Origin of the sequence: Mesorhizobium sp. B2-3-14, assembly GCF_006442175.1 — a bacterium.
Classification (GTDB): domain Bacteria; phylum Pseudomonadota; class Alphaproteobacteria; order Rhizobiales; family Rhizobiaceae; genus Mesorhizobium; species Mesorhizobium australicum.
In genome coordinates this window covers 549,913-569,704 of record NZ_VFVP01000003.1, presented here as the reverse complement: position 1 = coordinate 569,704, position 19,792 = coordinate 549,913, and the positions used below count along the sequence as shown (strand labels likewise).

General features: G+C 63.5%; 13 protein-coding genes. 4 read left to right on the top strand and 9 right to left on the bottom strand.

The genetic code is table 11. From position 1 onward, the window contains the following. Positions 1 to 454: 454 nt before the first annotated feature. Positions 455 to 2,425 carry a M23 family metallopeptidase gene (locus FJ950_RS11630; RefSeq protein WP_181171172.1) on the top strand — a complete coding sequence of 657 codons (1,971 nt, stop codon included), beginning with the start codon at positions 455 to 457 and terminating at the stop codon, positions 2,423 to 2,425. A gap of 3 nt (positions 2,426 to 2,428) precedes the next feature. Here FJ950_RS11630 and FJ950_RS11625 read toward each other — a convergent pair whose 3' ends face one another. Beyond that, positions 2,429 to 3,994 carry an MFS transporter gene (locus FJ950_RS11625; RefSeq protein WP_140616878.1) on the bottom strand — a complete coding sequence of 522 codons (1,566 nt, stop codon included), beginning with the start codon at positions 3,992 to 3,994 and terminating at the stop codon, positions 2,429 to 2,431. Between the two features lie 254 nt (positions 3,995 to 4,248). Here FJ950_RS11625 and FJ950_RS11620 point away from each other — a divergent pair, with 254 nt between their 5' ends. Then, a complete protein-coding gene (locus FJ950_RS11620; RefSeq protein ID WP_140616877.1) occupies positions 4,249 to 4,881 on the top strand; it encodes a TMEM175 family protein in 633 nt (210 codons plus the stop codon). 51 nt (positions 4,882 to 4,932) lie between these two features. Here FJ950_RS11620 and FJ950_RS11615 read toward each other — a convergent pair whose 3' ends face one another. The 8 genes from FJ950_RS11615 to FJ950_RS11580 all read right to left on the bottom strand — a co-directional run bounded on the left by FJ950_RS11615 (position 4,933) and on the right by FJ950_RS11580 (position 16,681). Further along, entirely contained in the window at positions 4,933 to 6,417 is a 1,485-nt protein-coding gene (locus FJ950_RS11615; RefSeq protein WP_140616876.1) for a L,D-transpeptidase family protein, read from the bottom strand. Positions 6,418 to 6,565: 148 nt separating this feature from the next. Then, positions 6,566 to 6,931, bottom strand: coding sequence for an MmcQ/YjbR family DNA-binding protein (locus FJ950_RS11610; RefSeq protein WP_015315606.1), 366 nt, complete (start codon positions 6,929 to 6,931; stop codon positions 6,566 to 6,568). Positions 6,932 to 6,989: 58 nt separating this feature from the next. Next, positions 6,990 to 9,596, bottom strand: a complete 2,607-nt coding sequence (gene clpB, locus FJ950_RS11605; RefSeq protein ID WP_140616875.1) for an ATP-dependent chaperone ClpB — start codon at positions 9,594 to 9,596, stop codon at positions 6,990 to 6,992. A 218-nt stretch (positions 9,597 to 9,814) separates the two neighbouring features. Further along, on the bottom strand, positions 9,815 to 10,810 hold the full coding sequence (locus FJ950_RS11600; protein ID WP_140616874.1) for a DUF4167 domain-containing protein: 996 nt from the start codon (positions 10,808 to 10,810) through the stop codon (positions 9,815 to 9,817). 304 nt (positions 10,811 to 11,114) lie between these two features. Next, complete coding sequence (gene prmC / locus FJ950_RS11595) at positions 11,115 to 11,993, bottom strand: peptide chain release factor N(5)-glutamine methyltransferase (protein ID WP_140616873.1); 879 nt, start codon at positions 11,991 to 11,993, stop codon at positions 11,115 to 11,117. Next, a complete protein-coding gene (gene prfA / locus FJ950_RS11590) occupies positions 11,986 to 13,065 on the bottom strand; it encodes a peptide chain release factor 1 (RefSeq protein WP_140616872.1) in 1,080 nt (359 codons plus the stop codon). The genes prmC and prfA overlap by 8 nt, the downstream gene beginning before the upstream one ends. 10 nt (positions 13,066 to 13,075) lie before the next feature. After that, positions 13,076 to 15,346: a phosphoenolpyruvate--protein phosphotransferase gene (ptsP, locus tag FJ950_RS11585; RefSeq protein ID WP_015315601.1), complete on the bottom strand. Its 2,271-nt coding sequence runs from the start codon at positions 15,344 to 15,346 to the stop codon at positions 13,076 to 13,078. 81 nt (positions 15,347 to 15,427) lie between these two features. Further along, complete coding sequence (locus tag FJ950_RS11580) at positions 15,428 to 16,681, bottom strand: aspartate kinase (RefSeq protein WP_140616871.1); 1,254 nt, start codon at positions 16,679 to 16,681, stop codon at positions 15,428 to 15,430. 243 nt (positions 16,682 to 16,924) lie between these two features. Here FJ950_RS11580 and FJ950_RS11575 point away from each other — a divergent pair, with 243 nt between their 5' ends. After that, entirely contained in the window at positions 16,925 to 18,763 is a 1,839-nt protein-coding gene (locus FJ950_RS11575; protein ID WP_140616870.1) for a CHASE3 domain-containing protein, read from the top strand. Positions 18,764 to 18,966: 203 nt separating this feature from the next. After that, positions 18,967 to 19,716 (top strand): bifunctional 2-polyprenyl-6-hydroxyphenol methylase/3-demethylubiquinol 3-O-methyltransferase UbiG, encoded by a 750-nt coding sequence (gene ubiG / locus FJ950_RS11570; protein WP_140616869.1) that lies wholly within the window; start codon positions 18,967 to 18,969, stop codon positions 19,714 to 19,716. Positions 19,717 to 19,792: the final 76 nt, after the last annotated feature.

Here is a 19,792-nt window from a genome sequence, read left to right as displayed (position 1 = left end):
CGGCGCACCGCCCTCGTTCGTGAGGCGTATATAGTCGCCACCAACCAAAACTGTCAACACCGTTCCCAAATGTTTTTGAACTTTTTGCGACAGAAATTTCGGGCGCGCTTTGTCGATAGCCGGCTGCCCCAGGGGAACAGGGACAACAGGAGGAGGACGCCACGAAGGAGCCCTATTGCCGCCGCATTGCCGTTCGACACCAGGGCCAGCAAAAGAGGGCGCGAGCACAGCCGTGCAACGCCCTCTTCCAAGAGCGCCGTGAGGGCGTGCGCGAGAGCCTTGTGGATGAAGGCACACCGCCCGCTTTTAGAAGTGCTCTATAAGAGAGAAGTGCACGAGGGGAATTCGACCGGGGCCTGAGGCTTCGTTGACTTAACCTGCCGTGACAGGCAAATGTCATGGCCACAACAAAAGCGACAAGCCGTTCCGCCCGGGGAAGAAGCAGCCTTTCTGGATGCCAGATACGGAAGATGTCATAGCCGAACTCGGCAATGAGCCGCCGCTTATCGCGGACGGCCGCAGCGGCCCGCCCGATCGGCGTGAGGTTTCTGCGCGCTGGCTGTCGGGAACATTCCTCACCGGTGTAACCTCGAGCGTGCTGATGGGCGTCGCGCTGTTCGCCGCTCTCGATGGTCGCCAGCAACTGGCGACCCCACCCGAGATCGCCGAACTGATCGGCCTTGCCAGCAACGGCGATTCCGGCGAAGTGGCAAAGACCACCAGGCTGGTGGCGCCGCGCCAGATCGCCAAGGCAAAGGATCGCCGCCGCATGGAAGTGTCGATGGTCACCAAGGTCGGCGACCGCGATGTCATCCACACCATGCCTTTCGTGCAGATCAAGATGGCACTCGCAGCAGGCCACACCACCAGCCGGGCCTACCCCCCTTTCGACCCGATGCAGGTGTTCGGCGACGACGGCGACGATACATCGGCGCAGCCGGCGACAGCGTCGGCCGCCTCTGGCCAGATCTACGGCGCCAAGGTCGAAAGCGAAATGAGCCTGAAGACCGTGGATTTCCCCATCGCGACGGCTTCCTTCGACGAGAAGAGCGACCTGTCGGCCGACGAAGTCGAAAAAGTGGTACGCGAAGCCGGCACCGACCTCAGCGACGGCGCCGTGCAGGTGGCTTCGCTTCATTATGTCGATCCGCAGCGATTCGGCGAAGCCTTTGCCGAGAGCATGGCCGGCTCTTACGATGTGAAGATCGTGCCGGAAAATGTCTCCGTATCGCCACGCGCCAACGCGGACGACCAGGCACCGGCTTTCGCCGAGGAAATCATCCCCTTCACCAAGGACACCAACCTCACGGAGGCTTTCGCCGATTCGGGCTACACGGGCGATGATGCCACCGGCATGGCCGAAGCGATCGCCAAGTTGCTCAACGCGCCGGCGCTCAAGGCAGGTACCGTGCTGCGTGTTGGCCTCGAGGTCCACGGCGATGCCGCCAAGGTCGTGCGCACAAGCGTCTATGACAAGACCACGCATATCGTCACCATCGCGCTCGACGACCGCGGCCAGTACGTGCCGGCCCAGGAGCCTGAGCCCAATCCCGAATTGCTGACCGCGTTCGACGATTCGTCGGCGCCGGTGGTGGTGCGCGGCAATCTGCCCAACGTCTATGACGGCATCTACCGCGCCGCCTATTCCTACGGCATGTCCAAGGTGATGACCCAGCGGCTGATCAAGCTCCTGGCATCCGATGTCGATTTCCAGTCCCGCCTCAATCCCTCCGACCGCCTTGAAGTGCTGTTCTCGCAGCCTGATGGCGACGACCAGACCTCGGACAATTCCGAGCTTCTCTATGTCTCGGCGACCTTCGGCGGCACGACGCGCAATTTCTACCGCTTCCAGATGCAGGATGGCAGCACGGACTATTTCGACGAAGACGGCTCGAGCGCCCAGCAGTTCCTGCTGCGCAATCCGCTGCCCGCCGGAAAGTTCCGCTCCGGCTTCGGCGCCCGCAAGCATCCGATCCTCGGCTATGTCCGCATGCACACAGGCGTCGACTGGGCAGCCCCGATCGGCACGCCGATCATCGCCGCCGGCAATGGCGTCATCGAGAAGGTCGGCTGGGCCGGCGGCTATGGCAAGCAGATCATCATTCGCCATGCCAATGGCTACGAGACTTCGTACAATCACCAGAGTGCCTTTGCCAAAGGTATGGAGCCGGGCATGCATGTGCGTCAGGGCCAGACTATCGGCTATCTCGGCCAGACCGGCCTGGCCACAGGCCCGCACCTGCACTACGAGTTGATCGTCAATGGCACCAAAGTCGATCCGATGCGCGTCCGTCTACCGGTCGGCAAGGTGCTGAAGGGCGACGATCTCGTCGCCTTCAAGCGCGAGCGCGAGCGCATCGACGATCTGCTGAAACAGGAAGATGGCAATTCGCTGAAGGTCGCCAGCGCCAAGATCGAAGGCTGAGACTCAGCCTTCGCCCTGCCGAGGTTCGGCGCGCCGCGACCACGGCAGCGCTTCGCCCGAAATCGTCATCCCGGCAATGACAGCGGAAAGCAGGCATAGCAGCGCCGTCACCAAGGAGATGGCGGAAAAGGCTGCGTCGCTGGCGGCGATCCTCGCCGCATCGAGTGCCGGCGAAAGTCCTGCCGGTGGCGGTTCGCCGAAGCCAGGCACGCCGGGCGCGGCATTTACCTCCAGGCCATTGGCGTAAATCCAGGCAGCGAGCGACCCCATCGCTGCCACCGCGATCAAACCGCCGATGCGTGAGACGGCGTTGTTGATGCCGGAAGCCGCGCCGGTGTCCTTGTCTTCCACCGCCGTCATGATGGCGGTGGACAATGGCGATACGACCAACGCCATGCCAAGCCCCATCAGCGCCATCAAGGGGAAGATGCCGGTCCAGAAATGGTGAAAGCCGGCATAGGCGAGCAAGGCCAGCCCGGCGAAGGCAACCGCCACGATCAGGCTGCCGCAGGCAATGGGAAAACGGGACCCGATCCGGTCCGACAGCTTGCCGACGGGCCCCGACAGAAGCGCGATCGCCGCCGACAGCGGCAGGAAGATGAAGCCGACCTCGGCGGTGCTCAGTCCCCAGCCTGCGATCAGCAGCATCGGCAGATAAAAAAGATTGGCTGACAGTGCGAAATAGAGAAAGAACGTCGCGACGTTGGCGCCGGCGAAAGCACCGATGCGAAACAGGCTGAGATCTATCATCGGCTCGCGCTGCCGCCGCTCGAAGAGGATGAAGACGACAAGCAGCACGGCGCCGGCGGCAATGCTTGGACCGGCCATGTGGCTCCCGCCGCTGGCGCTCATTGAAGTCAGCCCATAGGCAAGCGCGCCGAAGGCCAGAGTCGCAAGCGCCCCGCCGGCAAGGTCAAGACTGCGTTTCTCCGTCGGCGCATCGGCCGGAATTTTGGCGAGCAGCAGATAGATCGAGACCAGGCCGAGCGGCAGATTGACGGCAAAGATCGCCCGCCAGATGCCGCCGCCGAAGGCCGACAGCACCAGGCCACCGAGCACGGGGCCGAGAGCGGTGGTCAGCGCCGAGGCCGCCGCCCAGATGCCGATCGCCCTGCCGCGTTCCTTCTTCGGATAGGCCTTGGCGATAATGGCGAGACTGCCCGGCACCATGATCGCGGCGCCGATGCCCTGGAGCGCGCGAAATGCGATCAGCACGACAGCGTTCGGCGCCAGCGCGCAGGCAAGCGAGGTCACGACGAACAGCGCAATGCCGGCCACGAAAGCATGGCGCAGCCCGAACCGATCGCCTGCGGCACCGCCGGCAAGGATCAGCGCTGAGAGTGTCAGCGCATAGGCATTGGAAATCCACTGCGCCTCGGCAAGGCTGGCGCCGAGGTCGACGCGGATCGCCGGCATGGCTATCGCCAGGATCGATCCGTCGATGAAGCCGAGCGCCGAGGCCAGGATCGCCGCGATCAACACATAACGCCGCTGCGATTGCGGGCAGAACGTGCCGTTCGCGACCGGAGCGGTCAGCGGAACGGCGGCGGCTTGATTGGGCGCATGCATGCCACCCTCATTAGACCGTCGGCGCGGCGGCAACAACCGGCCAGCGGCTTGTTGTCCTTGAAACCAGCCATATTGCCAGGGATTGCATCTGCCCCGATGCAAACCGCGGCAGTCATGCTAATGCATGTCGCGCAAAAGTGACCTCGGCTTTTGCGACAACGACATGCATCAGGCAAGATTTAAAGCGCGTCGCATGAATCCGTTTCGACGAGACGCGCTTTAGGTTTTCCAGGACCCGCGGGCAGGAGAAATCGATGAAGCGTCCGCTCGAAGCATCGGTTGAGGGGCGCGGCCGTATTGTCGGTATCACTGATGGCGTGTTCGCAATCGCGCTCACCCTGATCGTGCTCGAGATCAGGGTGCCGGCGCATGAGGCGATCCACTCCGAATATGATCTGCTCGCCGCCATCGCGGCACTCGCGCCACGCTTCCTCACCTATGCCTTGAGCTTTCTGACCCTGACCATCTTCTGGTTCGGCCAGCAGGCCCAGCATGGTCTGATCGCCAAATCCGACAGACGGCTGGCCACGCTGAACCTCTGCTTTCTCGCCTTCATCGCGCTCTTGCCGTTCTCGACCGACCTTCTGGCCGATTTTCTGGAATTCAGGACCGCGGTGCTGGTTTACTGGCTCAACCTCTTGATGCTCGGCATCACGCTGTTCGTCAGTTGGCGGTATGCGGAGAAAAGCGGCCTTGTCGCGGAGGACGTCGATGCGGAAACGAAACGCACGGTCTACCTGCGCATCGTCAAGGCGCAGATCCTGTGGGCCGTCGGCGCCGCACTTTGCCTGATCACCCCGTTGGCGAGCGTAGGCTTCATTCTGGTGGTGCAGTTGATCTACGCGGCAACGCCGAATGTGAAGTGGGTGCGCAGGATCATTGGTTGAGATTTATGTTGAGATTCAGGTCAGGCCGGCATCGCCTGAATATCGACATACCTACTCGACGAACTCCACCGGCACGCCCGGCGAGACCAGCTTGGCCAATTCACGCGCGTCCCAATTGGTCAGGCGCACGCAGCCATGGCTCTCGGTCTTGCCTATCTTCGAGGGCTCCGGCGTGCCGTGGATGCCGTAAGTCGGCTTGTCCAGGGCGATCCACACCGATCCGACCGGGCCATTCGGCCCAGGCGGAATGGTCAGGATCTTGTTGTTCTCGCCCTGCTTGAAGTTGATGTTGGGGTTGTAGGTGTAGTTCGGATCGAGCGCGACACGCGACACGGCATGGATGCCAGTCGGGGATGGCGTGTCCGATGAGCCGATGGTGGCGGGGTAGGCCGCGACCAGCTTGCCCGACCCGTCATAGGCAAAGACTTCCTTCTTGCCCTTGTCGGCGACGATGCGGGTGACGGGGGTAGAAACCAGTTTGCCGAAATTCGCGACCTTGATGATCGTGCCGGGACGATTGAAGTTGGCGTCCGGATTGAGCGCCTTGAGATAGTTCTCGTCCATGTGGAAGCGCTCGGCCAGCGCTTCGGTGACGGAGGTGAAGCCCATGCGGTCGAGTTGCGCCTTCTGGCTGTAGTCTTCCGGGATCGACGCGACATAGGGGCCGGCCGCATCCTCCGCGGTGATGGTGTAGTTGGCGAACGCGTCGCCACCGGACTGCGACAATGCGGCCTGGATGCCGACCGAATCGGTCGATTTGAGGCTGCTGCCGTTGATCTGATTGTAGGCCGCCAGCGCCTTGTCGACATTCGAACCGAAGCGCCCGTCGATGACGCCAGGCGAAGCCCCGCCCCGGTCGAGCAGCACCTGCAGCGCCGCGACATCCTGGCGTGCGCCCAACGAAAGCGACGGATCAACCGACGTCTTGCCGCCGGCCTTTGGCGGCAATGCCGCCTGGTCCGAGGGCGCTGCCTGGTCCGTCGGGTCTGCCGGTCGAACGGGGTCTATCGACGCCTCGTTCAGCGGTTGGCGCTTGATTGTACCCGGCTGCGGCGCGTCGGGATAATTGCTGTCGTAACTGCCGTCGTCCCGCGGTGCCGGCGGATAGGCATCGACTGAACCACTTCCGTCAGGATCGTATTCGTCGGCGGGCGGTGGAATGACCCGGCCTTCCTCTTCCAGCTGTCTGCGGCGGAAGCGGGCCATGTCCTGGGGGTCGTCGAGATAGTAGCGGTCATCGTCGGCGGGTGCGCGGCCAAGTTCACGCATCCGGCTCTCGCGGCGCAGCGCCCGCCGGTCGAGCCGTGTCTGCGGCGGCTGGATGGCGATCACCTTGCCGGTATCCGAATCGACGATGACGCGATTGCCCCTGGCGTCGTAATAAATGTCGAGATTGCCGTCCTGGGCGAGCAGAATGCCGCCGCTCCCGGACGTGCGGACAGGCTGGGCGGCACCGTCATGCGTCGGCGCGGCGAACGCATTGGAAAACACCAGTCCCGCGGCAAGCGCCGAAAGGGTGAAGATAATGCGCAGCATCGTGCGAAACTCTCCGGTCCGTATGTGCCGCCGCCCGGCATTGTTCAGTTCGGCGAACCCTTCGCCAGCAAACCAGTTACCCACCATATGGTTCCAACATGAACCGGGCATGAAGATGGCGGTTTTCCGGCGCCTCGGGGAATATTGGCTAGCTTGCGCCAAGCCCCAATTCCTTGCGCGCCTGCTTCGTCAGCTTAAGGGCAACAAGGCGGTGGCTCTCGCGCAGATAGTCCTCCAGCGCACCATCATCCATGCTCTGGCTTGTCTGACGCTGGATCCACTTCATGCCGCGGGAGGCAAGATAGGGCGCGGGGCGCAGGCCGGGCTGCTCCTTGAGCACGTCATAGGCGATGTCGGAGCATTTGAAGGTGACGAAGAGCTGCCGACCCTGATCCCAGCCACCGATCGCAAACACCTTGGTCCCGACCTTCCAGACATGGGCGCCGCCCCATTGCACCACGTGGTTCGTTGCAGGCAGCGAAGCGCAGAAGCCGTTGTAATCGTCCAGCGTCATCAATCCCCCGCCAATTGCATGAAAACGCCGCGCGTCCGGTGGACGCGCGGCGTCTGAATCAGGCCGCAACCTCGGCCGCGACGATCGCCGGCTTGGAGCGGAAATTCAGCCGGTCGGAACCGGCCGTGACCTTGACCGTCGAGCCGTCCAGGATCTCGCCGAGAAGGATCTTTTCCGCCAGCGGATCCTGCAGTTCCTTCTGCATCACCCGCTTCAGCGGCCGGGCACCATAAGCGGGGTCGTAACCCTTGGCCGCCAGCCACTCGATCGCCTCGGGATCCAGCGACAGCGTGATCTTGCGATCCGTCAGCAAGCTCTCGAGCCGCTTGAGCTGGATCTCGACGATACGGTCCATGTCCTTGCGGCGCAGCCGGTGGAACAGGATCACCTCGTCGACGCGATTGAGGAACTCCGGCCGGAACGATGCCCTGACCACGCCCATCACTTCGTCTCGTACGGCATCGACATCCTGGTCCTCGCCGAGATTGACGAGATATTCGGCTCCCAGGTTCGACGTCATGATGATCAGTGTGTTGCGGAAGTCGACGGTGCGGCCCTGCCCGTCGGTGAGCCGGCCGTCATCGAGCACCTGCAACAGCACGTTGAAGACATCCGGATGCGCCTTTTCGATCTCGTCGAACAGCACGACCTGATAGGGCCGGCGCCGCACCGCTTCGGTCAGCGCACCGCCTTCCTCATAGCCGACATAGCCGGGAGGCGCGCCGATCAGCCGGGCGACGGAGTGCTTCTCCATGTATTCGGACATGTCGATGCGCGCCAGCGCCGTCTCATCGTCGAACAGGAAATTGGCCAAAGCCTTGGTCAGTTCCGTCTTGCCGACGCCGGTAGGCCCGAGGAACATGAACGAGCCGATCGGCCGGTTCGGATCCTGAAGGCCCGCACGGGCACGCCGCACCGCCTTGGAAACGGCCTGCACCGCTTCGCCCTGGCCGACGACACGCTTGCCGATCTCGTCTTCCATGCGCAGCAGCTTGTCACGCTCGCCCTGCAGCATCTTGTCCACCGGAATGCCGGTCCAGCGCGACACGATATGGGCGACGTGGTCGGGCGTGACCACTTCCTCGACCATGCCGGCCTTTCCGTCCTGGGCTTCGGCCTCCTTCAGCTTCTTTTCCAGTTCCGGGATCTTGCCATAGGCAAGCTCGCCGGCCCGCTGGAACTCACCCTTGCGCTGGGCAATGGCAAGGTCGTTGCGCGCTTCGTCGAGATGCTTCTTCAAGTCGGCCGCTAGCCCGAGCTTCTGCTTCTCGGCCTGCCACTTCGCGGTGATCTCTGTCGATTCCTCTTCCAGGCCGACAAGTTCCTTTTCCAGGCGGGCGAGCCGGTCCTTCGAGGCATCGTCCGTCTCGACCTTCAACGCTTCGCGTTCAATCTTGAGCTGCATGATGCGGCGGTCGATCTCGTCCAGTGCTTCGGGCTTGGAATCGACCTGCATCCTGAGCCGCGAGGCGGCTTCGTCGACGAGGTCGATCGCCTTGTCCGGCAGGAAGCGGTCGGCGATGTAGCGGTTGGACAATGTCGCCGCCGCCACCAGTGCCGAATCGGAGATACGCACCTTGTGGTGCTGCTCGTATTTCTCCTTCAGGCCGCGCAGGATCGAGACCGTGTCCTCCACTGTCGGCTCGTCGACGAAGACGGGCTGGAAACGGCGGGCAAGGGCGGGATCCTTCTCGACATGCTTCCTGTATTCATCCAGCGTGGTGGCGCCGACGCAGTGCAGTTCGCCGCGCGCCAGCGCGGGCTTCAGGAGATTCGACGCATCCATGGCGCCATCGGCCTTGCCGGCGCCGACCAGCGTGTGCATCTCATCGATGAACAGGATGATGTTGCCACTGGCCGAAGTGACCTCCGAAAGCACAGCCTTCAGCCGCTCCTCGAATTCGCCGCGATATTTGGCACCGGCAATCAGCGCGCCCATGTCGAGCGCCATCAACTGCTTGTCCTTCAGCGATTCCGGCACGTCGCCATTGACGATGCGCAGCGCCAGCCCTTCGGCGATCGCCGTCTTGCCGACGCCCGGCTCGCCGATCAGCACCGGGTTGTTCTTGGTGCGGCGCGACAGCACCTGGATGGTGCGTCGAATCTCGTCGTCGCGGCCAATCACGGGGTCGAGCTTGCCCGCGCGTGCGTCCGCGGTGAGGTCGCGTGCGTATTTCTTCAGCGCGTCATAGCCCTGTTCGGCACTCGCCGAATCGGCGGTGCGGCCCTTGCGGACGTCGTTGATGACCTGGTTCAGCGCCTGCGCGGTGACACCGGCCTTGGCCAGGATTTCGGCGGTCTTGGCCGATTTCTCCATGGCAAGCGCCTGCAGCAGCCGCTCGACGGTGACAAAGCTGTCGCCGGCCTTCTTGGCCAGGTCTTCGGCGGTCGAGAACACTTTGGCCAGCGGCTGTGCCAGATAGAGCTGGCCATTGCCGCCCTCCACCTTGGGCATCGCCTCGAGCGCCGTCTCGACGCCGAGCTTGACATCGCGGACATTGCCGCCGGCGCGCTCGATCAACGACGCGGCCAAGCCTTCGTCATCGTCGACGAGGACTTTCAGAATGTGTTCGGGGGTGAATTGCTGGTGGTTGCGCGAGAGCGCCATGGTCTGCGCGGACTGGATAAAGCCGCGCACGCGCTCTGAGTATTTCTCAAGGTTCATATTTGTCTCCTTCCATCACCGGCCCGCTTTGCGGCACCGGATCAGATTGCGGTGACGGACCCGCCCATTCGAGCCGGATCCTGTTCAGGCCAGATATGGTGCATGGACCCTTGCCCCTCAAGATGTCGCAATATGGCAGGTGCATAATATTCCACGTCAGCCCAAACGAAAACGGCGGAGATTTCTCTCCGCCGCTCAAGGCCTTGAATGCCGTTCGCTCAGTTGTCGATGTCGGAAACCACGGGTTCGGCACCGCCGCTGTCGACCGGAGCCGCCGCTGTCTCGGCCGCATTCCCATTTTCGCTGCCGCTCTCGACCTGATCGGCATTGGTGCGCGGACGGCGCGGACGCCGTGGACGGCGGGCAGCACCGCTTTCGGCGGCCGCCTCATTGAGTTCGGCCTGGGCGGCCAGACCTGCCGGTGAAAAATTCTCGAACCGTGGAGCCGGCTCGGCCGCCGCGACCGTCTCGGGCGGCGAAGCGGCCTCTGCCTGGACTTCCGTCTGCCCCGGGGCCTCGTTGCGCTGTTGCTGTCCGCCCTGTTCGGGTGAAGCGTAGTCGCGCTGGCCGTAGCCGCCATTGGGGCGGCGATCGCGATGGCGCCCGCCACCGTTGTCGCGGCCGCCATTGTTGCGACCGTTATTGTCGCGCCCGCTGTTGTCGCGCCCGCTATTGTCGCGATTGTCGCGACCGTTTTCCCGGTTCAGCGCAACCTCCGCCGGCATGCCCTCGATCACCGGCTGCGGACCTGCGCCATGGTTGATCAGGGGAAGCTGTGGATCGGAACCGGCATTGCCGCTGCTATTGCCGGCCCCACTGTTGCCCGCCCCACTGTTGCCGGCATTTTCGAACTCGTCGCGATCGTCATCGCCGTCCTCGTCGAACTCGTCGCGTGCCTGCTGGACGTTCTGGATCGGCATCTGCGCCTGCGCGGCGGCAATGATGCGATTGTAGTGTTCAGCGTGCTGGAGGTAGTTCTCCGCCATCACCCGGTCGCCGGAGCTGTGCGAGTCACGGGCAAGCGTGGCGTATTTTTCGGCAATCTGCTGAGCCGATCCACGGATTTTCACGTCCGGGCCGTTGCTCTCGTAATTGCGCGTAAGCGGATTCGGCCCCTTGCGGTTGTTGTTATTGTTGTTGTTATTGTTATTGCCACCGCCGCCGCCATTGTTGTTGCGACCGCGCATGCGCCTGTTCTGCTGTTGTGGCCTCATTCGACTCTCTTCATCTTGAAATTTTGAAAAACTCTTCACGAACGGAGGCGCTCATGCAGCCAGCCGTTTCGTTTCTTCACCGGCGTTCGCCCGCATCGATTGCGTTGGCGCCACGTGTCATCCTGTTTCCGGTTACATCACTTGCCGGACGATTCCCGCACGAAGCTTGGGCGTCGTTTGCGCAAGAAGGCAGCTATTTCCAAGGAAAAACCGAATCGCTAAGAGCACTGCCTGCTTCGTCTCATCCGGTTAGGCGACCCTAGCCGCATTCCCCGGTATTGCCAAGCGCTTTTTTTGCACTGCGTCAAGACGTTGCTCGTTGAAAAACAAGAACCCTGTCGTTTCCGCCGAGATCGCCAAACACCTCGCCAGCCGCGTAACCGGCCGCGCGAAATATATCGTTGACTTCGTTGCTTTGCGTGTGGCCGATCTCGACCGCAATCCTGCCTTCGGCTTCCAGAAACCTTGCCGCCTCGGCGGCGATGATCCTGTAGGGGTTCAGCCCATCCACACCGCCATCAAGGGCAAGGCGCGGGTCGAAATCGCGGACTTCGTCCTGCAGATTTCCAATCTCTTGTGTTGGTATATAGGGAGGGTTTGCGGCAATTACATGGTACCGGCCGGAAACTTTTTTAAACCAGTCCGACTGAACCGCCGTGAACCGGCCGCCGAGGCCGAATTGCCCGGCATTGCGGGCCGCCGTGGCCAGAGCGCCGGCGGAGATGTCGACACCGGTGGCGGTCGCGGCCGGCACGACGCTCAGCAGCGCCAGGGCGATCGCGCCCGTTCCGGTGCCGAGATCGAGGATGCGGCATGTGCCCTCCCGCGTGGCCATTGCCTTGACGAAGGGCAGCACCGCCTCGACCAGCGTTTCGGTGTCCGGTCGCGGCTCCAGCGTCTCCGGCGACAGCGACAAGCGCAAACCGTAGAACTCGCGATAGCCGAGGATGCGATGCACCGGCTCGCCACGGGCTCGCCGTCTCAAGGCGCCGTCGATCGCGGCGATGGCGTTCCCGTCGATCTTGCACTCCGGGTCGGCGATCGCCTGGGTGCGCGTCGTGCCGGAATAGTGCTCGACGATCAGCCTCGCATCGAGCGCGGGATCATCGATGCCGGCTGCGGCAAGCCGGGTCCGCGCTTCCCGCAGCAGCGACCCCAGCGCCGCGGGCGGATGGTCAGCCATCGATGCCGATATCGGCCAGCAGCTTCGACTGATGATCGGCGATCAGTGCGTCGACGATTTCGTCGAGTTCACCCATCATCACCCGGTCGAGTTTGTAGAGCGTCAAGTTGATGCGATGGTCGGTGACCCGGCCCTGCGGAAAATTGTAGGTGCGGATGCGCTCGGAGCGGTCGCCGGAACCGACCTGCGACTTGCGCGACTCGGAACGCTCCTCATCCGCCTTGCTGCGCTCCATGTCATAGAGCCGGGCGCGCAGGATCTGCATGGCCTTGGCCCGGTTCTGGTGCTGCGACTTCTCCGCTTGCACCACCATGATGCCGGTCGGCAGATGGGTGATGCGGACCGCGGAATCGGTGGTGTTGACGTGCTGGCCGCCGGACCCGGAGGCACGCATCGTGTCGATGCGGATGTCCTCGGCCCTGATGTCGATGTCGACCTCTTCGGCTTCCGGCAGCACGGCGACTGTGGCGGCTGACGTGTGGATGCGCCCGCTGGCCTCGGTGGCCGGCACGCGCTGGACGCGATGCACCCCGGATTCGAATTTCAGGTGGGCGAACACACCTTTACCGGAGATCGTGGCGATGATTTCCTTGAAGCCGCCGGCATCGCCGTCGCTGGCCGATACCGTTTCGAACCGCCAGCCGCGTTCGGCGGCATAGCGCTCATACATGCGAAACAGGTCGCCGGCGAAGAGTGCCGCCTCATCGCCGCCGGTGCCGGCGCGGATTTCAAGAATGGCGTTCTTGTCGTCGGCGGCATCCTTGGGCAGGAGCAGGATCTGGATGTCTTTCTGCAGCGTCTCGATGCGCTCCTCGACACCGGGCAGATCTGCCTCGGCAAGCGCCCGCATCTCGGCGTCGGTGCCCTTGTCGGCGAGCATCGCTTCGAGGTCGGCCTGCTCGTGCTCGGCAGAGCGCAATTCCCTGACCTTGGCCACCATCTCCTGCAACTCGGCATATTCCGATGCCATCCTCACATAGGCATCCGGTGCCGGCCCGGCCGACATCTGCGCTTCGAGCATCTCGAAACGCTTGACGACTTGATCCATACGATCGCGGGGCAAATTGACCATGATGAGGGTGCTACAACGGGATCGAGCGGTCGTCGGCGAAGGCCTGCAGCAACGCCCGCATCGGCAGCCCTTGCGCCGGCGCCATCAGATTGTCGTCGAAGAAAGCCTTCAGCTCCTCCAGCGGCAGCTCCGTCAGCATGGCCTTGACCGGACCGATCGAGGCCGGCGACATCGAGATCGAGCGGAAACCGAGGCCGATCAGCGCCATCGCCGAGATCGGCTTGCCGGCGAGTTCACCGCACAGGGTGACCGGCGTGTGATTGCGGGCGCCGGCGTCGGCGATCTGCTTGAGCACGCGCAGGAACGGCGCCGACAACGTATCGAAGCGGTTGGCCAGTTGCGTGTTGCCGCGGTCGACCGCCATGACGAACTGGAACAGGTCGTTCGATCCGACCGAGACGAAGTCGACCGCCTTCATCAGTTCGTCGAGCTGGAACAGCAGCGACGGCACTTCCAGCATGGCGCCCAGCTTGAGACTGGTCGGCAGGTGATGGGCGAAGCGTGAGAGATGCCGCACCTCGCGGTCGATGATTTCGCGCGCCTGGGCGATTTCGCCGAGCTCGGTCACCATCGGCAGCATCAGCTTGAGCTCGCGCCCGCCGCTGGCCTTGAGCAAGGCGCGGATCTGGGTGCGCAGCAAGCCCGGCCGATCTAGCGTCAGGCGGATCGCCCGCCAGCCGAGCGCCGGATTCTCTTCCTGGATCGCGCCCTTGAAATAGGGCAGCACCTTGTCGCCACCAATGTCGATGGTGCGGAAGGTGACCGGCTTGCCGCGCGCTGCCTCGAGCACGTCGCGGTAGAGTTTTTCCTGGGCTTCGGCGCGCGGAAAGGTCGACGCGACCATGAACTGCAGTTCCGTGCGGAACAGGCCAATGCCGGCGGCGCCCGCCTCCGCCAACTGCGGCAGGTCGACGGCAAGCCCGGCATTCATCAGCAGGTCGACCTGGACCCCGTCCCGAGTCGTCGACGGCTTCTTGCGCAGTTCGCGGTAGACCTCCTGCCGGCGCGCCCGGAACCGCACCTTCTCGGCATAGGCGGCTTCAAGATCGGATTGCGGCCGCAGATGGATCGCGCCTTCCTCGCCGTCGACGATGATGGCATCGCCGTTTTCCGCCATGGAAACGGCGCCCTTCATCTGTCCGGCGACGGGAATGCCCATGGCGCGCGCGACGATGACGACATGGCTGGTCGCCGCGCCATCCTCCAGCACCAGCCCGCGCAGCTTGTCGCGAGGATAGTCGAGCAGTTCGGCAGCGCCCATCGAGCGGGCGACGATGATGGCGTCCTTGGGCAGCGAGGCCGCGACATCCTCGGGTCCACGTCCCATCAGCTGGCGCAACAGCCGGTTGGCAAGATCGTCGAAATCGCTCATCCGCTCGCGCAGATAAGGATCGGTCATGTGCAGCATGCGGGCGCGCATGTCGCTCTGAACTTTTTCGACCGCCGCCTCGGCCGTCAGGCCGTTACGGATCGCCTCTTCCAGGCGGCGTACCCAGCCCCGGTCGTTGGCGAACATGCGGTAGGCTTCCAGCACCTGGCGATGCTCGCCCTCGAAGGCGACATCGCGGCGCTCCAGCATGTCGTCGATGGAAAGCCGCAGAGAACCAAGCGAGGCTTCGAGCCGCCGGACCTCTTCCTCGCTGTCCTCGTTGAACAAATTGGTGACGACGATACGCGGCTCGTGCAGCACGACGTGACCGAGCCCGACGCCATCGTTGAAGGACAGGCCGGTGAAGCTGACAGGCCGGCGCAGGTCGAGTTCGAGGCCTGGCCGGGTCAGCCGCGCCAGATCGCCGGTGGCGATCATCTCTGCGATGACCATGGCCGTGGTTTCCAGCGCCTCGACCTCGTCGTCGCGGTAGTGGCGCATGGTCTTGTTCTGGACGACCAGGACGCCCAGCGTGCGCCCTGCCCTGAGCACCGGCACGCCGAGGAAGGAATTGTAGATCTCCTCCCCGGTCTCCGGCAGGTAGGCGAAGGCCGGGTGTTCTTGCGCGTTGGACAGGTTGAGCGGCCTGGCACTCGCGGCAATGGTGCCGACCAGGCCTTGCCCTAGCCGCAGCTGCGCCAAGTGGACGGCGTTCGGGTTCAGACCCTCGGTGGCGTAGAGCTCCAGCACCGAATCGGCGCGCAGCACGTAGAGCGAGCAGACTTCCGCGACCATGTTGGAGGCGATGTCGCGCACAATCCGGTCGAGCCGCTCCTGCGGCTCCAGCGGCTCCTGCATGAGCTCGCGGAGCCGTTTCAGCAAAACGCGCGGGCCAACGGCCGTGTCACGCATCGCGGCTTCTTCTCCAATAGACTTCTTGCCGGGGCAGTTTCCGCCGCGCCCGGCAAGTGCGCAACAGCTGATTCAGTCCTGCTACTGCTTATCCAGACCGTAGACGGAATGCAAAGTGCGAACCGCAAGTTCCGTATAGGGACCGTCGATCAGTATCGAAATCTTGATCTCGGAGGTGGTGATGGCGCGGATGTTGATCGCCTTGTCGGCGAGCGCCTTGAAGGCGGTGGCGGCGACACCCGCATGGCTCCTCATGCCGATGCCGATGACCGAAACCTTCGACATGCCGGCTTCCGACTGCACGACATCGTAGCCGATCTCGGCTTTCAGCCGGTCGAGCACGGCCAGCGCCTTATCGACATCGCCCGACGGCACGGTGAAGGTCATGTCGGTCAGCTTGCCGTCCTCGGAAATGTTCTGGACGATCATGTCGACATTGATGTTGGCCTCGGCCAGCGGTCCGAAAATGCCGGCGGCGACGCCCGGCCGGTCGCCGACGCGGCGCAGCGAAATCTGGGCCTCGTCCTTGGCATAGGCAATTCCGGTGACGACCTGCTGTTCCACGATCTCTTCCTCGTCGCAAATGAGCGTTCCCGGAGGATTGAGCAAATCCCCCATTCCGGGCGCACCGGGATCGTCGAAGGACGACCGCACGAAGGTACGCACCCTGTGCACCATGGCAAGCTCGACCGAACGCACCTGCAGAACCTTGGCGCCGAGCGAGGCCATTTCAAGCATTTCCTCGAACGATATCTTGGCCAGCCGCCGCGCTTTGGGCTCGATGCGCGGGTCGGTGGTGTAGACCCCATCGACGTCGGTGTAGATGTCGCAGCGGTCGGCCTTGACCGCGGCGGCGATCGCCACGGCGCTGGTATCGGAGCCGCCACGTCCGAGTGTCGCGATGCGGTTGTCCGGCCCGATGCCCTGGAAACCGGCGATGACAGCCACCTGGCCTTCGCCGAAGCGCTTGACCAGGAAGGCGCCGTCGATATCGAGGATGCGCGCCGCGCCATGCGCGTTGTCGGTCTTGATCGGAATCTGCCAGCCCTGCCAGGAGCGCGCATGCACGCCCATGTTCTGCAAGGTGATGGCGAGAAGGCCAGCCGTGACCTGTTCGCCGGAAGCGACGACCGCGTCATATTCGCGGGCATCGTGCATCGGTGAGGCCTCGCGGGTCCAGCCGACCAGCTCGTTGGTCTTGCCGGCCATCGCCGAAACCACCACAGCCACTTCGTGACCGGCGTCGACCTCGCGTTTGACGTGACGTGCCACGTTGCGGATGCGAGCGATGTCGGCGACGGAGGTCCCGCCGAATTTCATCACGATACGCGCCATGGAAGCGAAATGCCTTTGACTGGAGCCGGCCCGCGGCCGAAAATGGAAGAAAAGCGCCCGGCTGCCGCCGGCCACTGAATGCGCGGCCTCCATAGCCAAATGAGGAAGGTTTCGCAAGGCTGACGGCGGATTGCGTAACAGCACGACATATTGCCTTCCGGCCCGGCGCCGCTTACCAAATGCTGCCCGCGGGAAATTGCTTTTGGTTCGGCATAACAGATGATTGCTCGGCTTCGGCGCGCCATGCGATTGCAATCGCTCCCGCTTGTCGCGGGCTTTGCGGTGCTGGCACTGATCGTCGGCACCCGTGCGGTGCTCGTCGAGAGCCAAAGGGCCAATCGTGCCGCCGCACGTGAGACAATCGAGTACCAGGAGCAGCTTTCCGGGCTGCTTTCATTGGCGCAGGAGGCCCAGAGTGGTCAGCGCGGCTACCTGCTGACCGGTGAAAAATCCTATCTGGAGCCTTACCGGAAGGCCGTCGAGGCAATTCCGGGACAATTGGCGCGGGTCGACAGCGCGACCGCTCCCGACGATCAGATCGCCCAGCAGATCGGCCACATCAAGGACGCGCTTTCGCAACAGCAGGCCGACCTGGCCGAAACCATAGCTCTTTACGAGCGAGGCGATGCGGCAAAGGCCCTGCAACTGGTCCGCAGTGGCCAGGGCAAGGCCGCCATGGACGAGATGCGGGCCAGCATGGACACAATCCGACGCATCGGCGCCGCCGCGGTGGCCGCGCGCGACGAGCGTACCGACCGGGTCGAGGCCTGGCTGCGGATCGGCTCACTGGCCGCGTTGCTGGCGATTTTCCTGCTTGCCGCCTACACCATACGTCAATCCCGTCGCCGCTTCCACGAGGTGGTCGTCGCCCAGCAAGAGCTGATGCGCAAGAACATCGAACTCGGCAACGAGATCCAGACGCGTGAAAAGGCCGAATCCCAGATACGCCAGATGCAGAAGATGGAGGCTGTCGGACAGCTGACAGGCGGCATCGCCCACGACTTCAACAACATGCTGGCGGTGATCCTCAGCGCCATGAACCTTGCCCAGCGCAAGCTGAAGCGGGGCGAGCATGACATCGAAAAACTCGTCGAGGCCGCGACCGACGCGGCCAGCCGTGCCGCCAACCTGACCTCCCGCCTGCTTGCCTTCTCCCGCCTGCAGCCTCTGGCGCCGCAGGTTGTCGACATCAACGGGCTGTTGACCGGCATGTCCGATCTTCTGCGCCGCACCTTGGGTGAAGGCATCCGCATCGAGACAGTATTAGCGGGCGGCCTGTGGAAAACCCACGCCGATCCCAGCCAGATCGAGAACGCGATCCTCAATCTGGCCGTCAATTCCCGCGACGCCATGGACAATGAGGGCAAGCTGACCATTGAGACTGTCAACAGCCACCTCGACGACGGCTATGCATCGACGCACGCCGAAGTCACGCCTGGCCAATATGTGATGATCGCGGTAACCGACACCGGCGCGGGCATGTCGCCCGAGACCATCGCCAGGGCCTTCGAACCCTTCTTCACGACCAAGCCGGTCAACAAGGGCACGGGACTTGGGCTGAGCCAAGTGTTCGGCTTCGTCAAACAATCGGGCGGCCACGTCAAGATCTACTCCGAGCCCGGCGAAGGCACGACGATCAAGATCTACCTGCCCCGGTTTTTCGGAGCCGAGGAGCCGGCAGCGCCCGTCGGGCGCGACAAGAGCGCCGCCAAGGTCACCGAGACGATCCTCGTCGTCGAGGATGACCCCCGCGTGCGGGCCTCCACGACGGGTGTCATGCGCGAACTCGGCTACATCGTCATCCATGCGGGAAGCGGACCGGAGGCCCTTCAGAAGCTCGCCGCGACACCAGGCATCGCCCTGCTTTTCACCGACATCGTCATGCCGGTGATGAACGGCCGCAAGCTCGCCGAGGAAGCGCTCGCGCGCCAGCCCGAGCTGAGAGTGGTCTTCACCACCGGCTTCACCAGGAATGCCGTGGTCCACAACGGCATGCTCGATCATGACGTGCACTTCCTGGCCAAGCCGTTCACCATCGAGCAGTTGGCGGCCAAGCTGCGTGATGTTCTGGACACGAAATAAGCCGGGCCTTTGATCGCCCAGCCACTTTGTCAGCAGAGGAAAATGTTGCCTTGACATTCGATGCCTCACGCCCGACTTCCTAGCGCATGACCCCGAAATCGACTTCGATTTCGGAAAGGGATCATGCGCAGAATCAAAGTGCTACAGCGTCCTTTGCGCGTCCGAAGGACGCGCGGCGCTGTAGCGTCCGAGGAGACCAACCGATGCCTGAGCCCCGACGATCGACGATCGATGCCGGAGAGGTGGAACGCTTTTCCGCCCTTGCCGCCGAATGGTGGAACCCGAACGGCAAGTTTCGTCCGCTGCACAAATTCAATCCGGTCCGGCTTTCCTATATCCGCGACCAGATCGCGGCGCGCTTCGGCCGCGACCCACGGGCGGCGCGGCCGTTCGAGGGCCTGCGCATCCTCGACATCGGCTGCGGTGGTGGCCTTTTGTGCGAGCCGATGGCGCGGCTCGGTGCCGAGGTGGTCGGAGCGGACGCGTCCGAAACAAACATTGAAGTGGCGAAACTGCATGCCGCCGAGGGCAATGTCAGCGTCGACTATCGTGCCACGACGGCGGAAGATCTCGCCGAGGCCGGTGAAAAATTCGATGTCATCCTCAACATGGAAGTGGTCGAACATGTCGCCGATATCGACCTGTTCGTCGCCAAATGCGGCGAGATGGTCAAACCCGGCGGCATCATGTTCGTGGCCACTATCAACCGCACGCTCAAGGCGCTCGGCCTCGCCATCATCGGCGCCGAATATGTGTTGCGCTGGCTGCCGCGCGGCACCCACCAATTCGGCAAGCTGGTGCGCCCGGAAGAGCTGGAAAAGGCGCTGCGCGGCGCCGGCCTGACCATCATCGACCGCACCGGCGTCTCCTACAATCCGCTTGCCGATCGCTGGGCGCGGTCGAAGGACATGGACGTCAACTACATGGTGCTGGCGGAAAAGGGATCGGTCTGAACAGCCAATCCTCAGCCAGCCGGGGCCGGAGCCCGGCGTTGATGCTGACGGCAGTGCGACGTGAGCCTCGAAGCCT